This is a genomic window from Bogoriella caseilytica (assembly GCF_003752405.1).
Lineage (GTDB): Bacteria > Actinomycetota > Actinomycetes > Actinomycetales > Actinomycetaceae > Allobogoriella > Allobogoriella caseilytica.
Map to the genome: position 1 here is coordinate 1,591,063 of NZ_RKHK01000001.1, position 16,339 is coordinate 1,607,401.

At 68.0% G+C, this 16,339-nt stretch carries 13 protein-coding genes; 8 read left to right on the forward strand and 5 right to left on the reverse strand.

The window, feature by feature from the left end:
- Window positions 1-13: 13 nt before the first annotated feature.
- Together EDD31_RS07100 and EDD31_RS07105 are read right to left on the reverse strand one after the other, a co-directional pair.
- Complete coding sequence (locus EDD31_RS07100; RefSeq protein WP_123303533.1) at window positions 14-724, reverse strand: alpha/beta fold hydrolase; 711 nt, start codon at window positions 722-724, stop codon at window positions 14-16.
- A gap of 171 nt (window positions 725-895) precedes the next feature.
- Window positions 896-1,891 carry a LacI family DNA-binding transcriptional regulator gene (locus EDD31_RS07105; RefSeq protein ID WP_342768028.1) on the reverse strand — a complete coding sequence of 332 codons (996 nt, stop codon included), beginning with the start codon at window positions 1,889-1,891 and terminating at the stop codon, window positions 896-898.
- A gap of 120 nt (window positions 1,892-2,011) precedes the next feature.
- Here EDD31_RS07105 and EDD31_RS07110 point away from each other — a divergent pair, with 120 nt between their 5' ends.
- The 7 genes from EDD31_RS07110 to EDD31_RS07140 all read left to right on the forward strand — a co-directional run bounded on the left by EDD31_RS07110 (window position 2,012) and on the right by EDD31_RS07140 (window position 12,735).
- A complete protein-coding gene (locus EDD31_RS07110; RefSeq protein WP_123303535.1) occupies window positions 2,012-4,393 on the forward strand; it encodes a beta-xylosidase/alpha-l-arabinosidase in 2,382 nt (793 codons plus the stop codon).
- A 241-nt stretch (window positions 4,394-4,634) separates the two neighbouring features.
- The gene (locus tag EDD31_RS07115) at window positions 4,635-5,681 is read left to right on the forward strand and encodes an ABC transporter permease (protein ID WP_483964251.1); all 1,047 of its coding nucleotides are present in this window, start codon (window positions 4,635-4,637) and stop codon (window positions 5,679-5,681) included.
- Entirely contained in the window at window positions 5,675-6,610 is a 936-nt protein-coding gene (locus EDD31_RS07120; protein WP_123303536.1) for a carbohydrate ABC transporter permease, read from the forward strand. The genes EDD31_RS07115 and EDD31_RS07120 overlap by 7 nt, the downstream gene beginning before the upstream one ends.
- Window positions 6,611-6,688: 78 nt before the next feature.
- Window positions 6,689-8,350: an extracellular solute-binding protein gene (locus EDD31_RS07125; RefSeq protein WP_123303537.1), complete on the forward strand. Its 1,662-nt coding sequence runs from the start codon at window positions 6,689-6,691 to the stop codon at window positions 8,348-8,350.
- Between the two features lie 109 nt (window positions 8,351-8,459).
- Window positions 8,460-10,007, forward strand: coding sequence for a GH39 family glycosyl hydrolase (locus EDD31_RS07130; protein WP_123303538.1), 1,548 nt, complete (start codon window positions 8,460-8,462; stop codon window positions 10,005-10,007).
- The gene (locus tag EDD31_RS07135; RefSeq protein ID WP_123303539.1) at window positions 10,004-10,690 is read left to right on the forward strand and encodes a DUF624 domain-containing protein; all 687 of its coding nucleotides are present in this window, start codon (window positions 10,004-10,006) and stop codon (window positions 10,688-10,690) included. Before EDD31_RS07130 ends, EDD31_RS07135 begins: the two co-directional genes overlap by 4 nt.
- Window positions 10,687-12,735: an alpha-glucuronidase gene (locus tag EDD31_RS07140; protein WP_123303540.1), complete on the forward strand. Its 2,049-nt coding sequence runs from the start codon at window positions 10,687-10,689 to the stop codon at window positions 12,733-12,735. Before EDD31_RS07135 ends, EDD31_RS07140 begins: the two co-directional genes overlap by 4 nt.
- Before the next feature lie 68 nt (window positions 12,736-12,803).
- Here EDD31_RS07140 and EDD31_RS07145 read toward each other — a convergent pair whose 3' ends face one another.
- Both EDD31_RS07145 and eda read right to left on the reverse strand, forming a co-directional pair.
- Complete coding sequence (locus EDD31_RS07145) at window positions 12,804-13,907, reverse strand: sugar kinase (protein ID WP_211336179.1); 1,104 nt, start codon at window positions 13,905-13,907, stop codon at window positions 12,804-12,806.
- Window positions 13,908-14,058: 151 nt separating this feature from the next.
- Window positions 14,059-14,697: a bifunctional 4-hydroxy-2-oxoglutarate aldolase/2-dehydro-3-deoxy-phosphogluconate aldolase gene (eda, locus tag EDD31_RS07150; RefSeq protein WP_123303541.1), complete on the reverse strand. Its 639-nt coding sequence runs from the start codon at window positions 14,695-14,697 to the stop codon at window positions 14,059-14,061.
- Between the two features lie 185 nt (window positions 14,698-14,882).
- Between eda and EDD31_RS07155 the strand changes: the two genes are divergently transcribed.
- Window positions 14,883-15,425: a GrpB family protein gene (locus EDD31_RS07155; RefSeq protein ID WP_123303542.1), complete on the forward strand. Its 543-nt coding sequence runs from the start codon at window positions 14,883-14,885 to the stop codon at window positions 15,423-15,425.
- Window positions 15,426-15,434: 9 nt separating this feature from the next.
- On the opposite strand, the gene EDD31_RS07160 is transcribed toward EDD31_RS07155, so the two are convergent.
- Window positions 15,435-16,241: an IclR family transcriptional regulator gene (locus EDD31_RS07160; RefSeq protein WP_123305279.1), complete on the reverse strand. Its 807-nt coding sequence runs from the start codon at window positions 16,239-16,241 to the stop codon at window positions 15,435-15,437.
- Window positions 16,242-16,339: the final 98 nt, after the last annotated feature.

Genomic DNA, 16,339 nt, shown 5'->3' on the forward strand with positions numbered 1-16,339 from the left:
GAGAGGGGCGGGCTCAGGCTCGAGCGGCGAGATCGATGGCCCAGGCGAGATCCTCCGGGCGGGAGAACATCGGCCAGTGGCAGGTGGGAAGGTCCACCAGGGTCGGCGTGGCGCCCTGCAACTCGGCCGCGTAGGACTTCTGCACCTCCAGGGCTTCCGCCACAGCGCCGGCGGGCAAGGTGCAGCACACCATCGTGACCGGGATCTGCTTCCTCTCCGGGTTGGTGAGCATGACGCGCGCCTCCAGCACGCCGGCGGGCTGTGGAACCGCCTGGTCGCGGATGACCTCCAGTGTGTGCGCACTGATGCCCTTGGAACTCATGCCCCATTCCGTCAGCGTGTCCCACGAGGGCAACTCCAGCCATTCCCGGCCCGGGTCCGGCTCCATGCGGAGACGCTGACCCGTGGCCATCGGCGGCTCATCGATGTAGACGAGCCTCGAGATCCGGTGCGGCTCAAGATCGGCGACCCCGTTGATCACCGTGGAGCCATGGCCGTGACCCACCAGCACCACCGGTCCTTCGAGCGTGGCGACCTGCTCGCGGACCGCAGCGATCTGCTCCTCCAGGCTCACTCGTCGTCGGGGCTGGTCTTCCTCCAGCCCGGGCAACGTCATGGGATGCGACCGGTGGCCGATCTGGTCCAAGAACGGGATGACGCCATCCCATGCCCAGGCGCCGAGCCACATACCCGGGACGAGGACAATGTCGGATCGCTTACTCATAAGTAGACGTTCGCACGACGGCGGGCACCCTGCCACTCGCGCTGCTCGCCCGCTGCGCTGCGGTGGCCCTCGTCCCTCACGCCACGCTCCGCTACGCAGGCGGCGGCGCTGGGTCTGCGCGCTGCTCGCCCGCTGCGCTGCGGTGGCCCTCGTCCCTCACGCCACGCTCCGCTACGCAGGCGGCGGCGCGGTGGACTCGCGGACGATCAGCTCGGTGGCGAGGTCGATGCGTGGCATCGCCAGCGTCCGGCCCGCGGCCAGCTGCAGCACCATGGTGGTGGCCGTGTGGGCCATGTCCAGCAGGGGTTGACGCACCGTGGTCAGGCGCGGCGTGGTCCAGGAAGCGACCTGGAGATCGTCGTAGCCGACGATCGAGAGATCCTCGGGAACTCGCAGGCCCTTGTCGCGCGCGGCCCGCAGCAGGCCCATCGCCTCCAAGTCGTTGCCGGCCACAATGGCGGTGGGGCGGTCAGGCAGGCTCAGCAACTCCATGCCGCGCTCGTATCCGGACTCGGTGGTGAACTCGCCCGCGAGCATCAGCGACGGCTCGAAGCTGAGGCCCTTCTCATCCAGGGCGGCGCGATAGCCGTCCAAGCGCTGTCGCGAGCACATCACGTCTTCCGGCCCGGTGATCGCGCCGATGCGCCGGTGCCCGAGCTCCAGCAGGTGCCGCGTGGCCATCAGGCCGCCGTTCCAGTTCGCGGAACCGACGGCCGGAACCCCTGCAGGGAGCTCGCCGGCCGTATCGACCACCACGTAGGGGATCGACCGCGTCTCGAGCTGGTGCCGCTGAGTGGCGTCAAGATCCGAGAGCACCAGGATCACTCCGGCAGGCTGACGGGCGACCACCTGGTCGATCCACGCCTGGCGGGGCCGGTGCGCACCGGCGAGTTCTGAGAGCACCACGGACATGTTGTTCTCGCGTGCTGCGCGCTCCACGCCGTGGATGATCTCGATCGCCCACGCGGATGCCAACTCGTGGAATACCAGGTCGATCAGTTGTGAGGAACTCGCCCGGCCGTTGCGCTTGCGGTACTGGTGCTTGGCGAGCAGTTCCTCCACGCGCTGGCGGGTGGGGACGGATACATCCGGTCGGCCATTAAGTACCTTGGAGACCGTGGGAACGGACACCCCGGCTTCCTTGGCGATCCTGGCAATCGTAGTCACGATCGAAGTCTACGCCGTCGAAACACTTGCGAGATTCTCCTGTGGTACTTTCGAGCCTGCGGCCGGTTGTGGAAGCGCTTTCCCCGGCCCCGCACGAGAACCAATGGCGGAAGGTGCGAGATGAATCAAGAGTCCCAGGTCGGCGAGCGCCCCCGGGCGGCCACCGGGAGTGACCAGGCCCCGCCGTCGCGGCCGTGGCAGGACGCCGGGCTCAGCACCGACGAGCGCGTGGAGTATCTCGTCGCCCGGATGACGCCGCAGGAGAAGGTCTCCCAACTGGTCGGGCTCTGGGTCGGCGCAGACGCCACCGACGGTGACGTCGCCCCGCACCAGTCCGACATGCTGGGCGAGATCGACTGGGACGAGGTCATCGCGGATGGCCTCGGTCAGCTGACCCGGCCCTTCGGGACCGTGCCGGTCGATCCGACGAAGCGAGCTGCCGGACTGGCCCGCTCGCAGCGCGAGGTGATGGCGGCCAATCGCTTCGGCATCCCGGCCCTGGTCCACGAGGAATGCCTGGCGGGCTTCGCCGCGTGGCAGGCCACCGCCTACCCGGTGCCGCTGTCCTGGGGAGCGTCCTTCGACCCCGAGCTGGTGGCGCGGATGGCCCAGCAGATCGGCGCCTCGATGCGGAGCGCCGGGGTGCATCAAGGCCTCGCTCCGGTCCTCGACGTGGTGCGTGACTACCGCTGGGGCCGGGTGGAGGAGACGATCGGCGAGGACCCGTACCTCATCGGCACACTGGCCACCGCCTACGTCCGCGGCCTGCAGAGCCAGGGCATCATCGCCACCCTCAAGCACTTCGCCGGTTACTCCCTCTCCCGGGCGGCGCGAAACCTCGCGCCCGTCTCGATCGGGCCGCGCGAACTTGCCGATCTTGTCCTCGCCCCCTTTGAAATGGCGGTGCGCGAGGGCGAGGCGGGCTCCGTCATGGCCTCCTACACCGAGATCGACGGCGTCCCCTCGCACGCCGACCCGGCATTGCTCACGGATCTCCTCCGTGAGCGCTGGGGCTTTACCGGCACGGTGGTCGCCGACTACTTCGGCGTGAACTTCCTCCGGACATTGCACGGCGTCGCCGCCGATGAGGCCGAGGCCGCGCGTCTGGCTCTGGAAGCGTGCGTCGACGTCGAACTTCCCACGGTGCACTGCTACGGTCAGCCGCTGCTCGACGCCATTGCGGCCGGCCAGGTGGACATCTCCCTGGTCGATGCCCCGCTGCGCCGGGTGTTGCGGCAGAAGATCGAACTCGGCCTGCTCGAGGCCGACTACGATCCCGAGCCGCCGGCTCTGCGGGAGGCCGGCGCCGCGTCCATCGTCTTCGACGACGAGGAATCCCGCGGGGTGGCGCTGGAGCTCGCGCGCGAATCGGTGGTCCTGCTCGCCAACGACGGCGTGCTGCCGCTCGGGCGCGCAGCACGGGTGGCCGTCGTCGGCCCCCGCGCCGATGACGCGATGGCCATGCTCGGCTGCTACTCCTTCCCCGCCCACGTCGGTGTGCACCACCCCGAGGTCGAGATGGGCATCGAGATCCCGACCGTGGCCGAGGAGATCCGCCGCGCGTTCCCCGATGGCGAGGTCAGCTATGCGCCCGGGTGCTCGGTGGACACCGCGGACACCTCCGGTTTTGCCGAGGCGGTCGCGGCCGCGCGGGAGGCGGAGGTCGCAGTCGTCGCCGTCGGTGACCGTGCCGGGCTCTTCGGTCGCGGCACCTCAGGTGAGGGTTGCGACGCCACGGATCTGCGGCTTCCGGGAGTTCAGCACGAGTTCGTCGAGGCGATCCTGGACACCGGCACTCCCGTAGTGCTCCTGCTCATCACCGGCCGCCCCTACGCGGTGGGCCCGCTGCTGGAACGGTCGGCTGCGTCCCTGCAAGCGTTCTTCCCTGGTCAGCTGGGTTCCCGGGCAATCGCCGAGATCCTCAGCGGCGACACCAACCCCTCCGGCCGCCTACCGGTCTCGCTCCCGCGCGAGCCTGGCGCCCAGCCCGGCACGTACCTGACCCAGCCTCTCGGCGCGAAGTCCGGGGTCTCGAACATCGACCCGACTGCCCTTTTGCCTTTCGGCCACGGCCGGTCGTACACCGAGTTCCGGTGGGAGAACGCCCGCGTCTCTGCGCCGGAGCTGGCCGTCGACGGCGAGGTCGACGTCGTCGTCACGGTGACCAACCACGGGGACCGGGAGGGGACTGAGATCGTCCAGCTCTACCTGCATGACCCGGTCGCCCAGGTCACGCGGCCGACGATGCGGCTCATCGGATACGCCCGTGCGCCGCTGCCTGCCGGGGCTTCGGCGCAGGTGCGCTTCAGCGTTCCGGCCGATGTCACCTCCTTCGTCGGCCGGTCACACGACCGCATTGTCGAGCCCGGGGCGATCGAGCTGCGGCTGGCGCGGTCCTCCGCGGATGTCGTGGCCGCACTCCCGGTCACCATCACCGGCAACGAACGGGAGGTGGATCACTCGCGTCGGCTGACCGTGCCGGTGCAGGTCGAGCCGACGTAAGCCGGCCACGAGCAGGGAGGGTGTCGATATCGGACAGGTGCCGTCCGGGCGCCACTTTGCGCCAATTTCTCCCGGTTACAGCTCGGTGACGAGTCTCCGGGAGGGGTTGACCAGGCGGAATCGGTCGCCTAGGTTTCGAAAAGTAGAGTTGCAGAGCCGATAGTTTCGCACTCGGAATCCACGACGATGTGAGATAGAGGTGGGGACGCCACATGGCGAACACAATGAAGGCCGGTCCATCGTGACGGCCGCGGGTGGAAGCGGTTCCACTTTCACTGCCGCACCCCCCGGTGCCTTGGACGAGGCCACGGATGAGGTCCGCGACGCTGCGTCCGGCGGGCCACGTCGGCGACGGGAGAATCCCACGCAGTGGGCCCGCCGGCACCGCCAGGAGTGGCAAACCGCGCTGAAGAAGGACTGGCGGCTCTACTCGCTGCTGTTGATCCCGCTGATCTGGTTCCTGATCTTCCGGTACGTACCGATGCTCGGGAACGTCATCGCCGTCCGGCGTTACCGGCCGGGTGGCTCGATCTTCGGCGACGAGTTCGTCGGCTTCCGCTACTTCAGCATGATCATGGGCGACGCCAGCTTCTGGAACGCCTTCTGGAACACGATCATCCTCGGTGGCCTGGGCTTGATCATCATCTTCCCGCTCCCGATCATCCTGGCGCTCCTTCTGAACGAGCTGCGCTCGCGGATCTTCAAGCGCACCGTGCAGACGATCTCCTATCTGCCACACTTCATGTCCATCGTGGTCGTCGCAGCCATGGTGCTGCAGCTGGTCTCGGTGCGCGGCACCGTCAACCAGATCATCACGGCTCTCGGCGGCGATGCGATCGCCTTCATGCAGCACGCGGAGTGGTTCCGTGCCATCTACATCTCCTCGGAGATCTGGCAGACGGTCGGGTGGGGCACCATCCTCTACCTGGCGGCCCTGACCACGATCGATCCGCAACTCTATGAGGCCTCGCGGGTGGACGGCGCCAGCCGGCTGCGTCAGACCTGGCACGTCACTCTGCCCGGCATCCGGCCGACGATGATCGTGCTGCTGATCCTGAACATCGGTAACTTCATGGCGGTTGGTTTCGAGAAGGTGCTGTTGTTGCAGAACACGGCCATCTATTCCACCGCAGATGTCATCGCCACCTATCTCTACCGGGTGGGCCTGCAGGGTGGGAACTTTTCCTACGCCGCGGCCATCGGGTTCTTCGAGGCCATCATCGGTGCGGTGCTCATCGTCGGGGCGAACTTCTTCGCCAAGCGTGTTGTAGGGGAGAGTCTCTGGTGAGTACACAGATAGATGACCGCGCCAAGCAGGCCGCCGATCAGATTCTCGGTGCGCCGGGGCCCGTCACGGTCAAAGACACCCGCGGTTACACCATCTTCCGGTATGCCAATGCGGCCTTCCTGATCCTGGTCTGCGTGGTGACCCTCTACCCCTTCCTGAACGTGATGGCCCAGGCGTTCTCCGCGGAGATGTACATCCGCCGCGGCGAGGTCAACATCTTCCCGCGTGGTTTCAACCTTGAGACCTTCAACGCGGTGATGGGGGACAACCGGTTCTGGTTGAACTACCGGAACACGGTGGTCTACACCGTCACTGCGACGGCGATCTCGATGGTCCTCACCACCACGTTCGCCTACGCGATCTCGAAATTCCACCTCAAGGGCCGCACGGTCTTCATCGGCATCGCCCTGTTCACCATGGTCTTCAACGGCGGCCTGATCCCCAACTACGTGCTCGTGGACTACCTGGGGATGCGGAACACGATCTGGGCGATCGTGATCCCCAACGCGATCAGCGCCTTCAACCTGCTGATCATGAAGTCGTTCTTCGAGAATTTCCCCGGCGATCTCGAGGAAGCCGCCCGGATCGATGGCCTGACCACCTACGGGGTGCTGCTCCGGATCGTGCTGCCGCTGTCGAAGGCGGTGATCGCGACCATGATCCTGTTCTACGCGGTCGCCTTCTGGAACCAATGGTTCGCGGCCTTCATCTATCTCGACGACGCGAGCATGTACCCGGTCACGATGTATCTGCGGAACCTCATGGCCGGCGCCCTCTCCACCGAGATGCTCGGGACGGACTCGGCCCAGATCAACGCCAATATCCAGGCCGTGGCCATGCTGCTCACGATGCTCCCGATCCTGTGCCTCTACCCCTTCATCCAGAAGTACTTCGTCTCCGGCATCATGCTCGGCGCCGTGAAGCAGTGACCGCCTATGAACCCACTCCCCAACCGACCTGACCGACGATCGACCAAGCAGAACAACGACGTTCCTGGAGGAAACAGCATGAGAAGCACACGAATGGGCGCGGCGGGCGGCATCGCCTCGGCCGCTGCCGTGGCCCTGGTCCTGGCGGCCTGTGGAGGCGGTGGAAGCGACGACGTCGACACCGACGAGGTCGAGGAGACCCAGAACACCCACGCGATGGAAGACTTCGAGGTGGGTACGACGTTCGTCGCCACCGGTGACGAGCCGCTGAACATCTCCGTGCTCTACCGCGATCACCCCAACTACCCGCTCGACGAGGATTGGCTCTTCTTCACCTATCTCGAGGAGCACCACAACGTCACCTTCACCAACCAGATCGTTCCGCTCTCGGACTGGGACGAGGGCCGCTCCCTGGCCATCGCTGGTGGCAACATCCCGGACATCGTGCCCACCTCCCAGCCCGGCGACGAGGGGCAGTTCGTAGGATCGGGCGTGCTACTGCCGATCTCGCAGTACCTCGACTTCATGCCGCATCTGCAGGAGAAGATCGAGGCGTGGGACCTGCAGGAGGAACTCGACCAGCAACTGCAGCTCGACGGCAACTTCTATATGCTTCCGGGCCTCTACGAGGTACCCAACCCCGAGTACACGGTGGCCATCCGCGCCGACCTGTTTGAGGAGTCCGGCTTCACCGAGGACCCGGAGACCTGGGACGAGTTCGCGGACATGATGGAAACCGTCATGAACGACCACGACCTCGACTACGCCTGGTCCGACCGCTGGAGCGGCGGTGGCCCCATGGAAGCCTCGATGAGCATGATGTCTGCTGGCTTCGGCACCGCTGCCGGCTGGAACTACGGTGACGGCCTGCACTACGACCACGACGCCGGGGAGTACGTCTACGCCGGTGCGATGGATGAGTACCGGGACTTGGTGGGTTACCTCCACGATCTCGTGGAGCGCGGCATCCTGGATCCGGAGTCGGTCACCCAGGACGACGACACCGCCATCGGCAAGTTCACCAACGGGCAGAGCGCCGTGATCGGCACCAACACGCAGGAAATCCTGACCTACCGCGACAGCTTCGACGGTGATGAGGACGTGCAGCTCATCCGCGTTCCGGCTGGCCCGGCCGGTGACGTCTCCTCGGAGACCCGTACCTTCTTCGGCGCGATGTTCTCCGCCGATCTCGCCGACTCGGACCAGCTCGTGGCCACCCTGCAGTTCTGGGACTGGCTGTACTACTCCGACGAGGGCATGGAGTTCGCCAAGTGGGGCGTGGAGGGGGAGACCTACACCCGTGAGGGCGACGAGCGCGTGCTCGCCGACCACATCGACATCAATAACCTCAACCCCGGTGCGGACTCCGTGCTGAACACCGACTACGGCTTCCACAACGGCGTGTGGATGCCCACCCACGGTGCCAGCGCGGAACTGCTGACCTCCATGTTCCGCGACGAGGTGACCGAGTTCGTCGAGGCGATGGGTGAGAAGGAGATCATCGAGCCCGGCCCGCCCTACCCCTACGACGAGGCCGAGCAGGAGACGCAGTCCCTGACCGCCAACACGCTGAACGACCACGTCCAGCAGAACACCACGCGATTCATCCTCGGCCAGCGCTCGCTGGACGAATGGGACCAGTACGTGACGGAACTTGAGGGCTACGGCATGGAGAACTACGTCAACACCGCCAACGAGGCCGCAACACGCGATTTCGATGAGGAGGCCTTCGACGACTGAGTGAGCGGAAGACCGCTCAGGTCGTCTGAGCAGAAAGTCGGCGTGGCCGCCGCCCTCGAGGTGGCGGCCACGCCGCGGCGTACCGATTCAGCCATCTTCAGGAGGATCCATGATCCACGTACCGGCCACCCCGATCGGCGAACTCAGCAACGCCTGGCGCGAGTGCGTGGGCACGGGCCGCTTCTCCCTGGCCCTGCGGAGTGACTACCGCGATTCCCTGGCCCTCGCCCAGCAGGAGATCGGCTTCCGCTACATCCGCGGGCACGGCATCCTCGGCGACGACGTCGGCATCCACCGCCCCTACGACGACGCCGGGCACCGGGGGGTGCTGCAGAACTTCACCTACATCGACCAGGTGATCGACACCTACCTCGAGCTCGGCATCAAGCCCTTCCTCGAACTCGGTTTCATGCCGGAGGCGCTGGCCTCGGGTGCGCAGACCGTGTTCTGGTGGCAGGGCAACGTCACGCCGCCGCGCGATCTGAGTGAGTGGGCCGCACTGATCCGTGGGCTGCTGCGCCACCTCATCGGCCGCTACGGCATCGAGGAAGTGCGCACCTGGCCGGTGGAGGTGTGGAACGAGCCCAACCTCTCCGTGTTCTGGTCCGCCGATCAGGATGCCTACCACCAGCTCTACGAAGCCAGTGCGATCGCGGTGAAGGAGGTCGACGCCGACCTTCAGGTGGGGGGTCCCTCCCTGTCGCCAGGCTCGGACGAGTGGTGGGCGCCCTTCGCGGACTTCGTGACGCGGCGAGAACTTCCCGTGGACTTCGTCTCCCGGCACGCTTACACCTCCGGCCCGGCGCAGCACGTGCCGCTCGGCGTGTATCAGAGCCTGCAGCGACCACAGGCGCTGCTCGAGCAGTTCGACGCCCCGCGTCGCCACCTGGAGGGCACCGCCCTCGCTGGGCTCCCCGTGCACATCACCGAGTTCAACTCCTCCTACCGGCCCGACAACCCGGTGCACGACACCGCGTACAACGCCGCCTACCTGGCACCGGTGCTCGCCGCCGGTGGTGAGATCGTCGACTCGATGTCGTACTGGACCTTCTCGGACATGTTCGAGGAGGCTGGGGTGCCGTCCGCCATCTTCCATGGCGGCTTCGGCATGCTCACCCACCGTCAGATCAAGAAGCCGACCTTTCACCTCTACGCCTTCATGGCGCGGATGGGCGCCGAGGTGCTGGCGCGCGGCGAGGACCACCTGGTCACCCGCCACGACGACGGCCGGATCGCGGTGCTCGCCTGGCAGCCGGTGGGCGGCAGCGAGGACGAGGCGGAACCGCCCAGCCACCGGGTGCGGCTCAGCGTGCCGCTGCCGGGCGCGGCCGCCGGCGGGCAGACCGCACGCCAGAGCGCCTTCGTGATGATCTCTTCGGTGGACGAGACCGAGGGCAATGCCTGGGCCGCCTGGCAAGAGATGGGACGCCCGCGGTCACCGCGTGCCCGTCAGCTGGATCTCCTGCACGCGGCCGCCGAACCGATGCGCCGTCATCGCAGCGTGCCGGTCGAGGAAGGCCGGGTGGCACTCGACCTCACGCTCGGTCGGCACGGCGTCAGCCTGGTGGAGATCGACCCAGTCCAGGACGAGACGCCGCCGTGGCTCGACGACCGCCGGATCCTGGGCCGCGGGCCCTATGGAGACAGCGCGCCGTGAGTCAGGCTCGAGAACTCGGCAGCGGGCCGCTGGGCCGGGCCACCGCCTCGGTGTACACGCTGCTCATCACCGGGCTGCTGCTCGTCCTGGTGACCGCGCCCAGCGCGGTGCTCGTCCTGCTGCTCGATGCCTCACCCGGCAACCTGCCGGCGATGGCCGCGGTCCTCGTGCCCGTGGGGCCGGCGATCTCGGCGGCCGTCTTCGCCCTGCACGACGCGGACCGCGCTGAGGAGCTGAGCCCGGCGCGTGCCTTCTGGCGGGGGTACCGCCTCGGCGTGGTGGATGCGCTGAAGCTCTGGGTGCCCTACCTCCTGGCCGTGACCGTCATCGGATTCACCCTGGTGAACATCGAGCTCGCCGGGGTGCCCGCGGGCTACGGCCTGCTCCTGCTCGTGCTGGGCGTCGCGTTGACGGTCTGGGTGCTGCAGGCCCTGCTGATCAGTGCGCTCTTCTCGTTCCGGGCCCGGGACGTGGCCCGCCTGTCCGTGTACTACCTGGCCCGGCTTCCCCTGGTGGGGCTGGGCGCGCTCGCCATCGTCATCATCGCGCTCGGCATCGTGGTGCTCACTCTCGAGCCGATCCTGGTGCTTGCCGCGCCCGTGCTGCTGTGGATGCTGGTGCGGACCAGTGCTCCGTTGATCCGCGATGTGACCACGAACTTCACCACAGAAGGAACACCGTGACCTCTCAGAACTACCCGTGGCCCGCCCTGCCCTCCGGAGCCGATCCCGCCTGGCTGCCTCCGGCGCCGGAACGCGGATCGCTCCGGCTCAAGCTCGCCGGCGTGGGCCCGCTGATCGACACGGTGCGGGCCGAGCTCGCGGAGCTGACCGGCGCCGGCGCGGGTCAGCTGGTCGACGGCACAGCAGAGGCCGACGTGGTCTTCACCACCGCCGACCGTGCCGACGAACTCGCCTCCGGTGACCTGGCTGGCTTCGACGTCGAATCGGCGGAGGGCCTGTCGCAGGAGGGCTTCGCGGTGCTGCGGCAGGCGGGGCGCGTCGCCGTCGTCGGCGGATCGGACCGCGGGCTGCTCTACGGCTACCACCACTGGCGCCGTCAGCTCCGGAACGGAACTGCCGCCGACGGCCCGGAGGCGGAGATCCACGCCCCGGCCACCGCCATCCGGATGCTCAACCACTGGGACAACATGGCCGTGCATCCGGTGATGGGCCAGGTCGAGCGCGGCTATTCGGGCGGCTCGCTGTTCTATGCCGACGGCGCCCTGCGCGAGGACCTCACCCGGGTGCACCACTACGCCCGGCTGCTCGCGTCCACCGGCATCAACCGGGTTGCGCTCAACAACGTGAACGTCGGCCCGCTGGAGGCCACACTGCTCACCGAGCGGCTCGGGGACGTCGTGCGCCTGGCCGAGATCTTCCGCGCCCAGGGCATCGCGGTGCACCTCTCGGTGAACTTCTCCTCGCCCATGCTGCTCGGCGGCCTGCCCAGCGCCGACCCCGCCGACCCCGATGTGGCGCAGTGGTGGTCGCGGACGGCGGATGCGATCTACGCCGAGATCCCGGATTTCGGCGGGTTCCTGGTCAAGGCCGACTCCGAGGGTCAGCCCGGGCCCTACCGGTACGGGCGCGATCACGCCGAGGGGGCGAACATGCTGGCCCGTGCGGTGGCGCCGCACGGCGGCCTGGTGTTCTGGCGGGCCTTCGTCTACAACCACCAGCAGGACTGGCGGGACCGCTCCACCGACCGCGCCCGCGCCGCCTTCGACCACTTCGTCCCCCTGGACGGCGGCTTCGACGAGAACGTGATCCTGCAGGTCAAGTACGGCCCGATGGACTTTCAGGTGCGTGAACCCGTCTCCCCGGTCATCGGCGCCATGCCCGGCACGCGCCTGGCCGCGGAGTTCCAGGTCACCCAGGAGTACACCGGCCAGCAGAAGCACGCCTGCTACCTGGCCCCCCTGTGGTCCCAGGTGCTCGGCTTCGACTTCGAGGGCGAGGACGTCGGTGGCGGAGAGTCCCGCCGGGTCTCGGGCCTGGTCGACGCCGTGGTTGCCGTCTCCAATGTGGGGGCCGACGAGCACTGGTGCGGGCATCCCTTCGCCCAGGCCAATCTCTTCGCCTTCGGACGACTGGCCTGGGACCCTGCCCTCGCGCCGGAAGACATCCTCCGGGAATGGGTGCAGTCCACCTACGACGATGTGGAGCTGCGCGACGTCGTCGTCGAGCTGCTGCGTGACTCCTGGCAGACCTACGAGGACTACACCGCACCGCTCGGGGTGGGCTGGATGGTGCGCCCCGGGCAGCACTACGGGCCTGACGTCGACGGCTACGAGTACACGCCCTGGGGCACCTACCACTTCGCCGACCGGGAGGGCATCGGGGTGGACCGCACTGTGGCCACCGGTACGGGGTTCACCGGGCAGTATCCCCTGCCGTGGGCAGCGCGCTACGAGCAGCTGGACAGCTGCCCGGACGAGCTGCTCCTGTTCTTCCACCACGTGCCGTACACGCACCGGCTGGGCAGCGGGGAGACGGTCATCCAGCACATCTACGACACCCACTTCGCCGGAGTGGAGCGGGTGGAGGAGATGGTTGCCGCGTGGGAAACGGTGCGGCACCGGGCTCCGGCGCCGGTGGCGCAGCGCGTGAGCGAGCGCTTCGCAGAGCAACTCCGCTCGGCCGTCGAGTGGCGCGATCAGCTGACCACCTACTTCTCGCGCAAATCCGGCGTCGCCGATGAGCACGGCCGCCACATCCACCCCTAGGGGCGTCTGTGGCGGCCGTGGTGGCGGTTCAGCGGGAGAGGTGGGGTCGCGCTCCGGCTCGGCAGGCCCTAGCGGTCCACGCGGGCGGAGCCACCGCCGGCGAGCTTGAGCACCTGTTCCTTCGTCACCATGGTGGTGTCGCCCGGAGTGGTCATGGCCAGTGCGCCGTGGGCTGCGCCGTAGTCCACGGCCGTCTGCAGGTCCTGACCGTCGAGCAGGCCGTAGATCAGCCCGGAGGCAAAGGAATCGCCGCCGCCTACGCGGTCCATGATCTCCAGGCGCTCGCGGTGGGTGGACTGCACGACGCCGGTCTCCGGGCTCCAGGCGAGCGCGCCCCAGTCGTTGATCGAGGCGCTGTGCACCGTGCGCATGGTGGTGCCGATGACCTGGAAGTTCGGGTAGGCGGCAGCCGCGGTCTCGATCATGGTGGCGAACTTGTCCGCCTCGAGGCTGGAGAGGTTCTCGTCCACGCCCTCGACCTCGAAGCCGAGGGAGGCGGTGAAGTCCTCCTCGTTGCCGATCATGACGTCGATGTACTGGGCGATCTCCTTGTTCACCTCCTGGGCTTTGGCCTGACCGCCGATGCCCTTCCACAGCGAGGGGCGGTAGTTGAGGTCGTAGGAGACGACCGTGCCGTACTTCTTGGCCGCGGTCACCGCCTCGATGACGGTCTCGGCAGCGGATTCGGAGAGAGCGGCGAAGATGCCGCCGGTGTGCAGCCAGCGCACGCCCAGCTCGCCGAAGAGATGGTCCCAATCGACGTCGCCGGGCTTCATCTGGGAGATCGCGGTGTTCCCGCGGTCAGAGACCCCGACGGCGCCGCGCACGCCGAAGCCGCGCTCGGTGAAGTTCAGGCCGTTGCGCACGCTGCGCCCGATGCCGTCGTAGTCGACCCACTGGATGAAGCGGGTGTCCAGACCGCCGGTGAGGATGCAGTCCTCCACCAGCCGGCCGATCTCGTTGTCAGCCAGCGCGGTCACGATGGCGCCCCGCAGGCCGAAGCATCGGCGCAGGCCGCGGGTGACGTTGTATTCGCCACCGCCTTCCCAGGCGCGGAAGGAGCGGGCGGTGCGGATGCGGCCCTCGCCGGGATCGAGGCGGATCATCACCTCACCCAGGGAGACGGCGTCGAAGGTGACGTCGGAGACGGGGCGGAGATCGAGAGCCACGATGGTCCTTTCCGGGGATGCAGGGGCTGTGGGTGAGAGGTCTGTGCTCGGGGGGCTGTGCTCGGGAGGGGGGCTGTGCTCGGAGGGCTGTGCGTGAGAGTGAGGAATTGGTGGTTGCGAGCGACCAATTCCTCACTCTCAGCGGGGGGTGTTCTCAGGCGCGGGCGAGCGCGACGGCGTCGCGGGTGAGTGCGGCGATGCCGGCGAAGTCACCGGCGGCGATCTGGTCCTTGGGCACCATCCAGGAGCCGCCCACGGCGGCCACAGCTGGGACGGCCAGGTACTCGGCGAGGTTCTTCGGGCTCACTCCGCCGGTAGGTACGAATTCCACACCGCCGAAGGGTGCCGAGAGTGCCTTGATGGCCGGAGCGCCGCCGGAGGTGCCGGCGGGGAAGAACTTCACGGTGGTCAGGCCGAGCTCGAGGGCGGCCTGGATCTCGGTGGCGGTCACGGCGCCCGGCAGCGCGAGGATGCCGTGTTCGGCGCAGCGCTCCACCACGGCGCGCGAGAGGCCGGGCGAGACCACGTACGAGGCGCCGGCGGCGACGGCGCGGTCGACCTGATCAGTGGTCAGCACGGTGCCGGCGCCGAGCAGGATGTCGCCACGGTCGGCCATGGCGCGGATGGAGTCCTCGGCGGCCGCGGTGCGGAAAGTGACCTCAGCGACCGGGAGGCCACCGTCCACCAGAGCGCCAGCCAGAGGGTCGGCATCCTTCGCGTCGTCCAGGACGACCACGGGCACCAGACGGGAGGCCTTGAGTGCGGCGAGGGTATCGGTCGGGCTACTCGTCATCGAAAGTTCTTCCGTTTCGCTCAGCGGAACGCACGTCGCGCTCTCCGGAACAAGAATGCCATGAATGTCGGTTCGGGGGAAGGCGTGACCACCCGCGCCGCCTCTCATGCGGGCCGCCGCGAGCCGCGGCTGCGCTCTCGGAGCCGCTTGCTCGGCCTCGGGGCAGCGTGTGTGATCATCGTGCCGTGCCCATCGACGTCGTGCCCTACTCCGACCAGTGGCCAGCGCAGTTCGAGCGCGTGGCGAGCGACCTGCAGCGCGCGCTCGCAGCTGTGCCCGTCGTGTCGATCGAGCATGTCGGGTCGACCTCGGTGCCAGGCCTGGCCGCCAAGCCCAAGATCGATATCGACATCGTGGTGGAGCGCCGCGACGTCGATGCCGCGATCTCGGCGCTCGCCGATGTCGGGTACGTCCACCGCGGCGACCTGGGCATAACGGGCCGGGAGTCGCTGGCTGCGCCCGATGATGACCCGAGGCGAAACGTCTATGTCGTTGTGGAGGGCTCGCTCCACCTGCGGAACCATCTGGCTGTTCGGGATGTCCTCAGGCGCCGTCCGGATCTGTGCGAGCGATACAGTGCAGTGAAGCGGGAACTGTCTCGCGATCCCGACATGGACATTGACACCTACACCGCGCGGAAGTCGGACGTGCTGCAAGAGGTGCTCGCGCTCTCCGACCTCTCCGACGAGGAGAAGGCGCTGATCTTCACCCTGAACACCCGCCGCTGAGCCGCTTCCTCAGGCGGGCAGGTTCAGCCCTGTGGGAAGCAGAGGCGGCAGGAGCGTGCGCATCTGCTCGTGCAGGGCTTCTACCCGGTCCGGGGTCATGCGCTCCGCGGGCGCGGTGATGCTCACCGCGGCAACGGCGGCTCCGGCGCGCAGTAGAGGGACCGCGAGGCAGGAGATGCCTGGTTCGTTCTCCTCGACCTCGGTGGCGTAGCCGCGTTCGCGCGCAGACTCCAGCGTGGTCCAGAGTTCCTCTGCCTCGGGCACGCGCGCGGCAGACCTTGAGTCCTCTGCCACCCCCAAGTAGCTGGGCAGCAGTGAGCGATCGAGATGCTGGTAGGCCAGCAGCGCCCGGCCGAGTGCGGTGGTCACGGCCGGGGAGCGGCGTCCCACCGCCGACCACACCCGCACCGACCGATCCGGTTCCACCTTGTCGAGGTAGATCACGTGCCTGCCGGAGAGCACCCCGAGGTGTGCGAGTTCGGCGGCCGCGCCACTGAGCGCCACGAGTGCCGGATGCAGGAGGGCCGGCAGATTCTCGTCACTGAGGTAATCATCGGCCAGCTGGGTGGCCGAAGGCCCCAACACGTAGGCGCCCGAGGCCGGGTCCTGCGCAACGAAGCCGCGATAACGCAGGGCGGCGAGCGTGCGATGGAGGGTGGTCTTGTTCAGCTCCAGGACCGAGGCGAGTTCGGCCAGGGAGGCGCCGCGCGCACCCGCCTGGGCCAGTGCCTGCAGCGCCAGCAAAGCGCGGTCGACGGCCTCCACGGGCGACGACGGCGTGGCGCCGTCCTCAGTGGTGCGAGCCTCGGTGACCATGGCGGCCACTCTAGGGCCCTGCGCTCACGTCTCGGCTGAGGGATCGCCCCGGGTACCGATTCCGGCGACAGGCCGTGGCGGATCCGGCACCATGGATC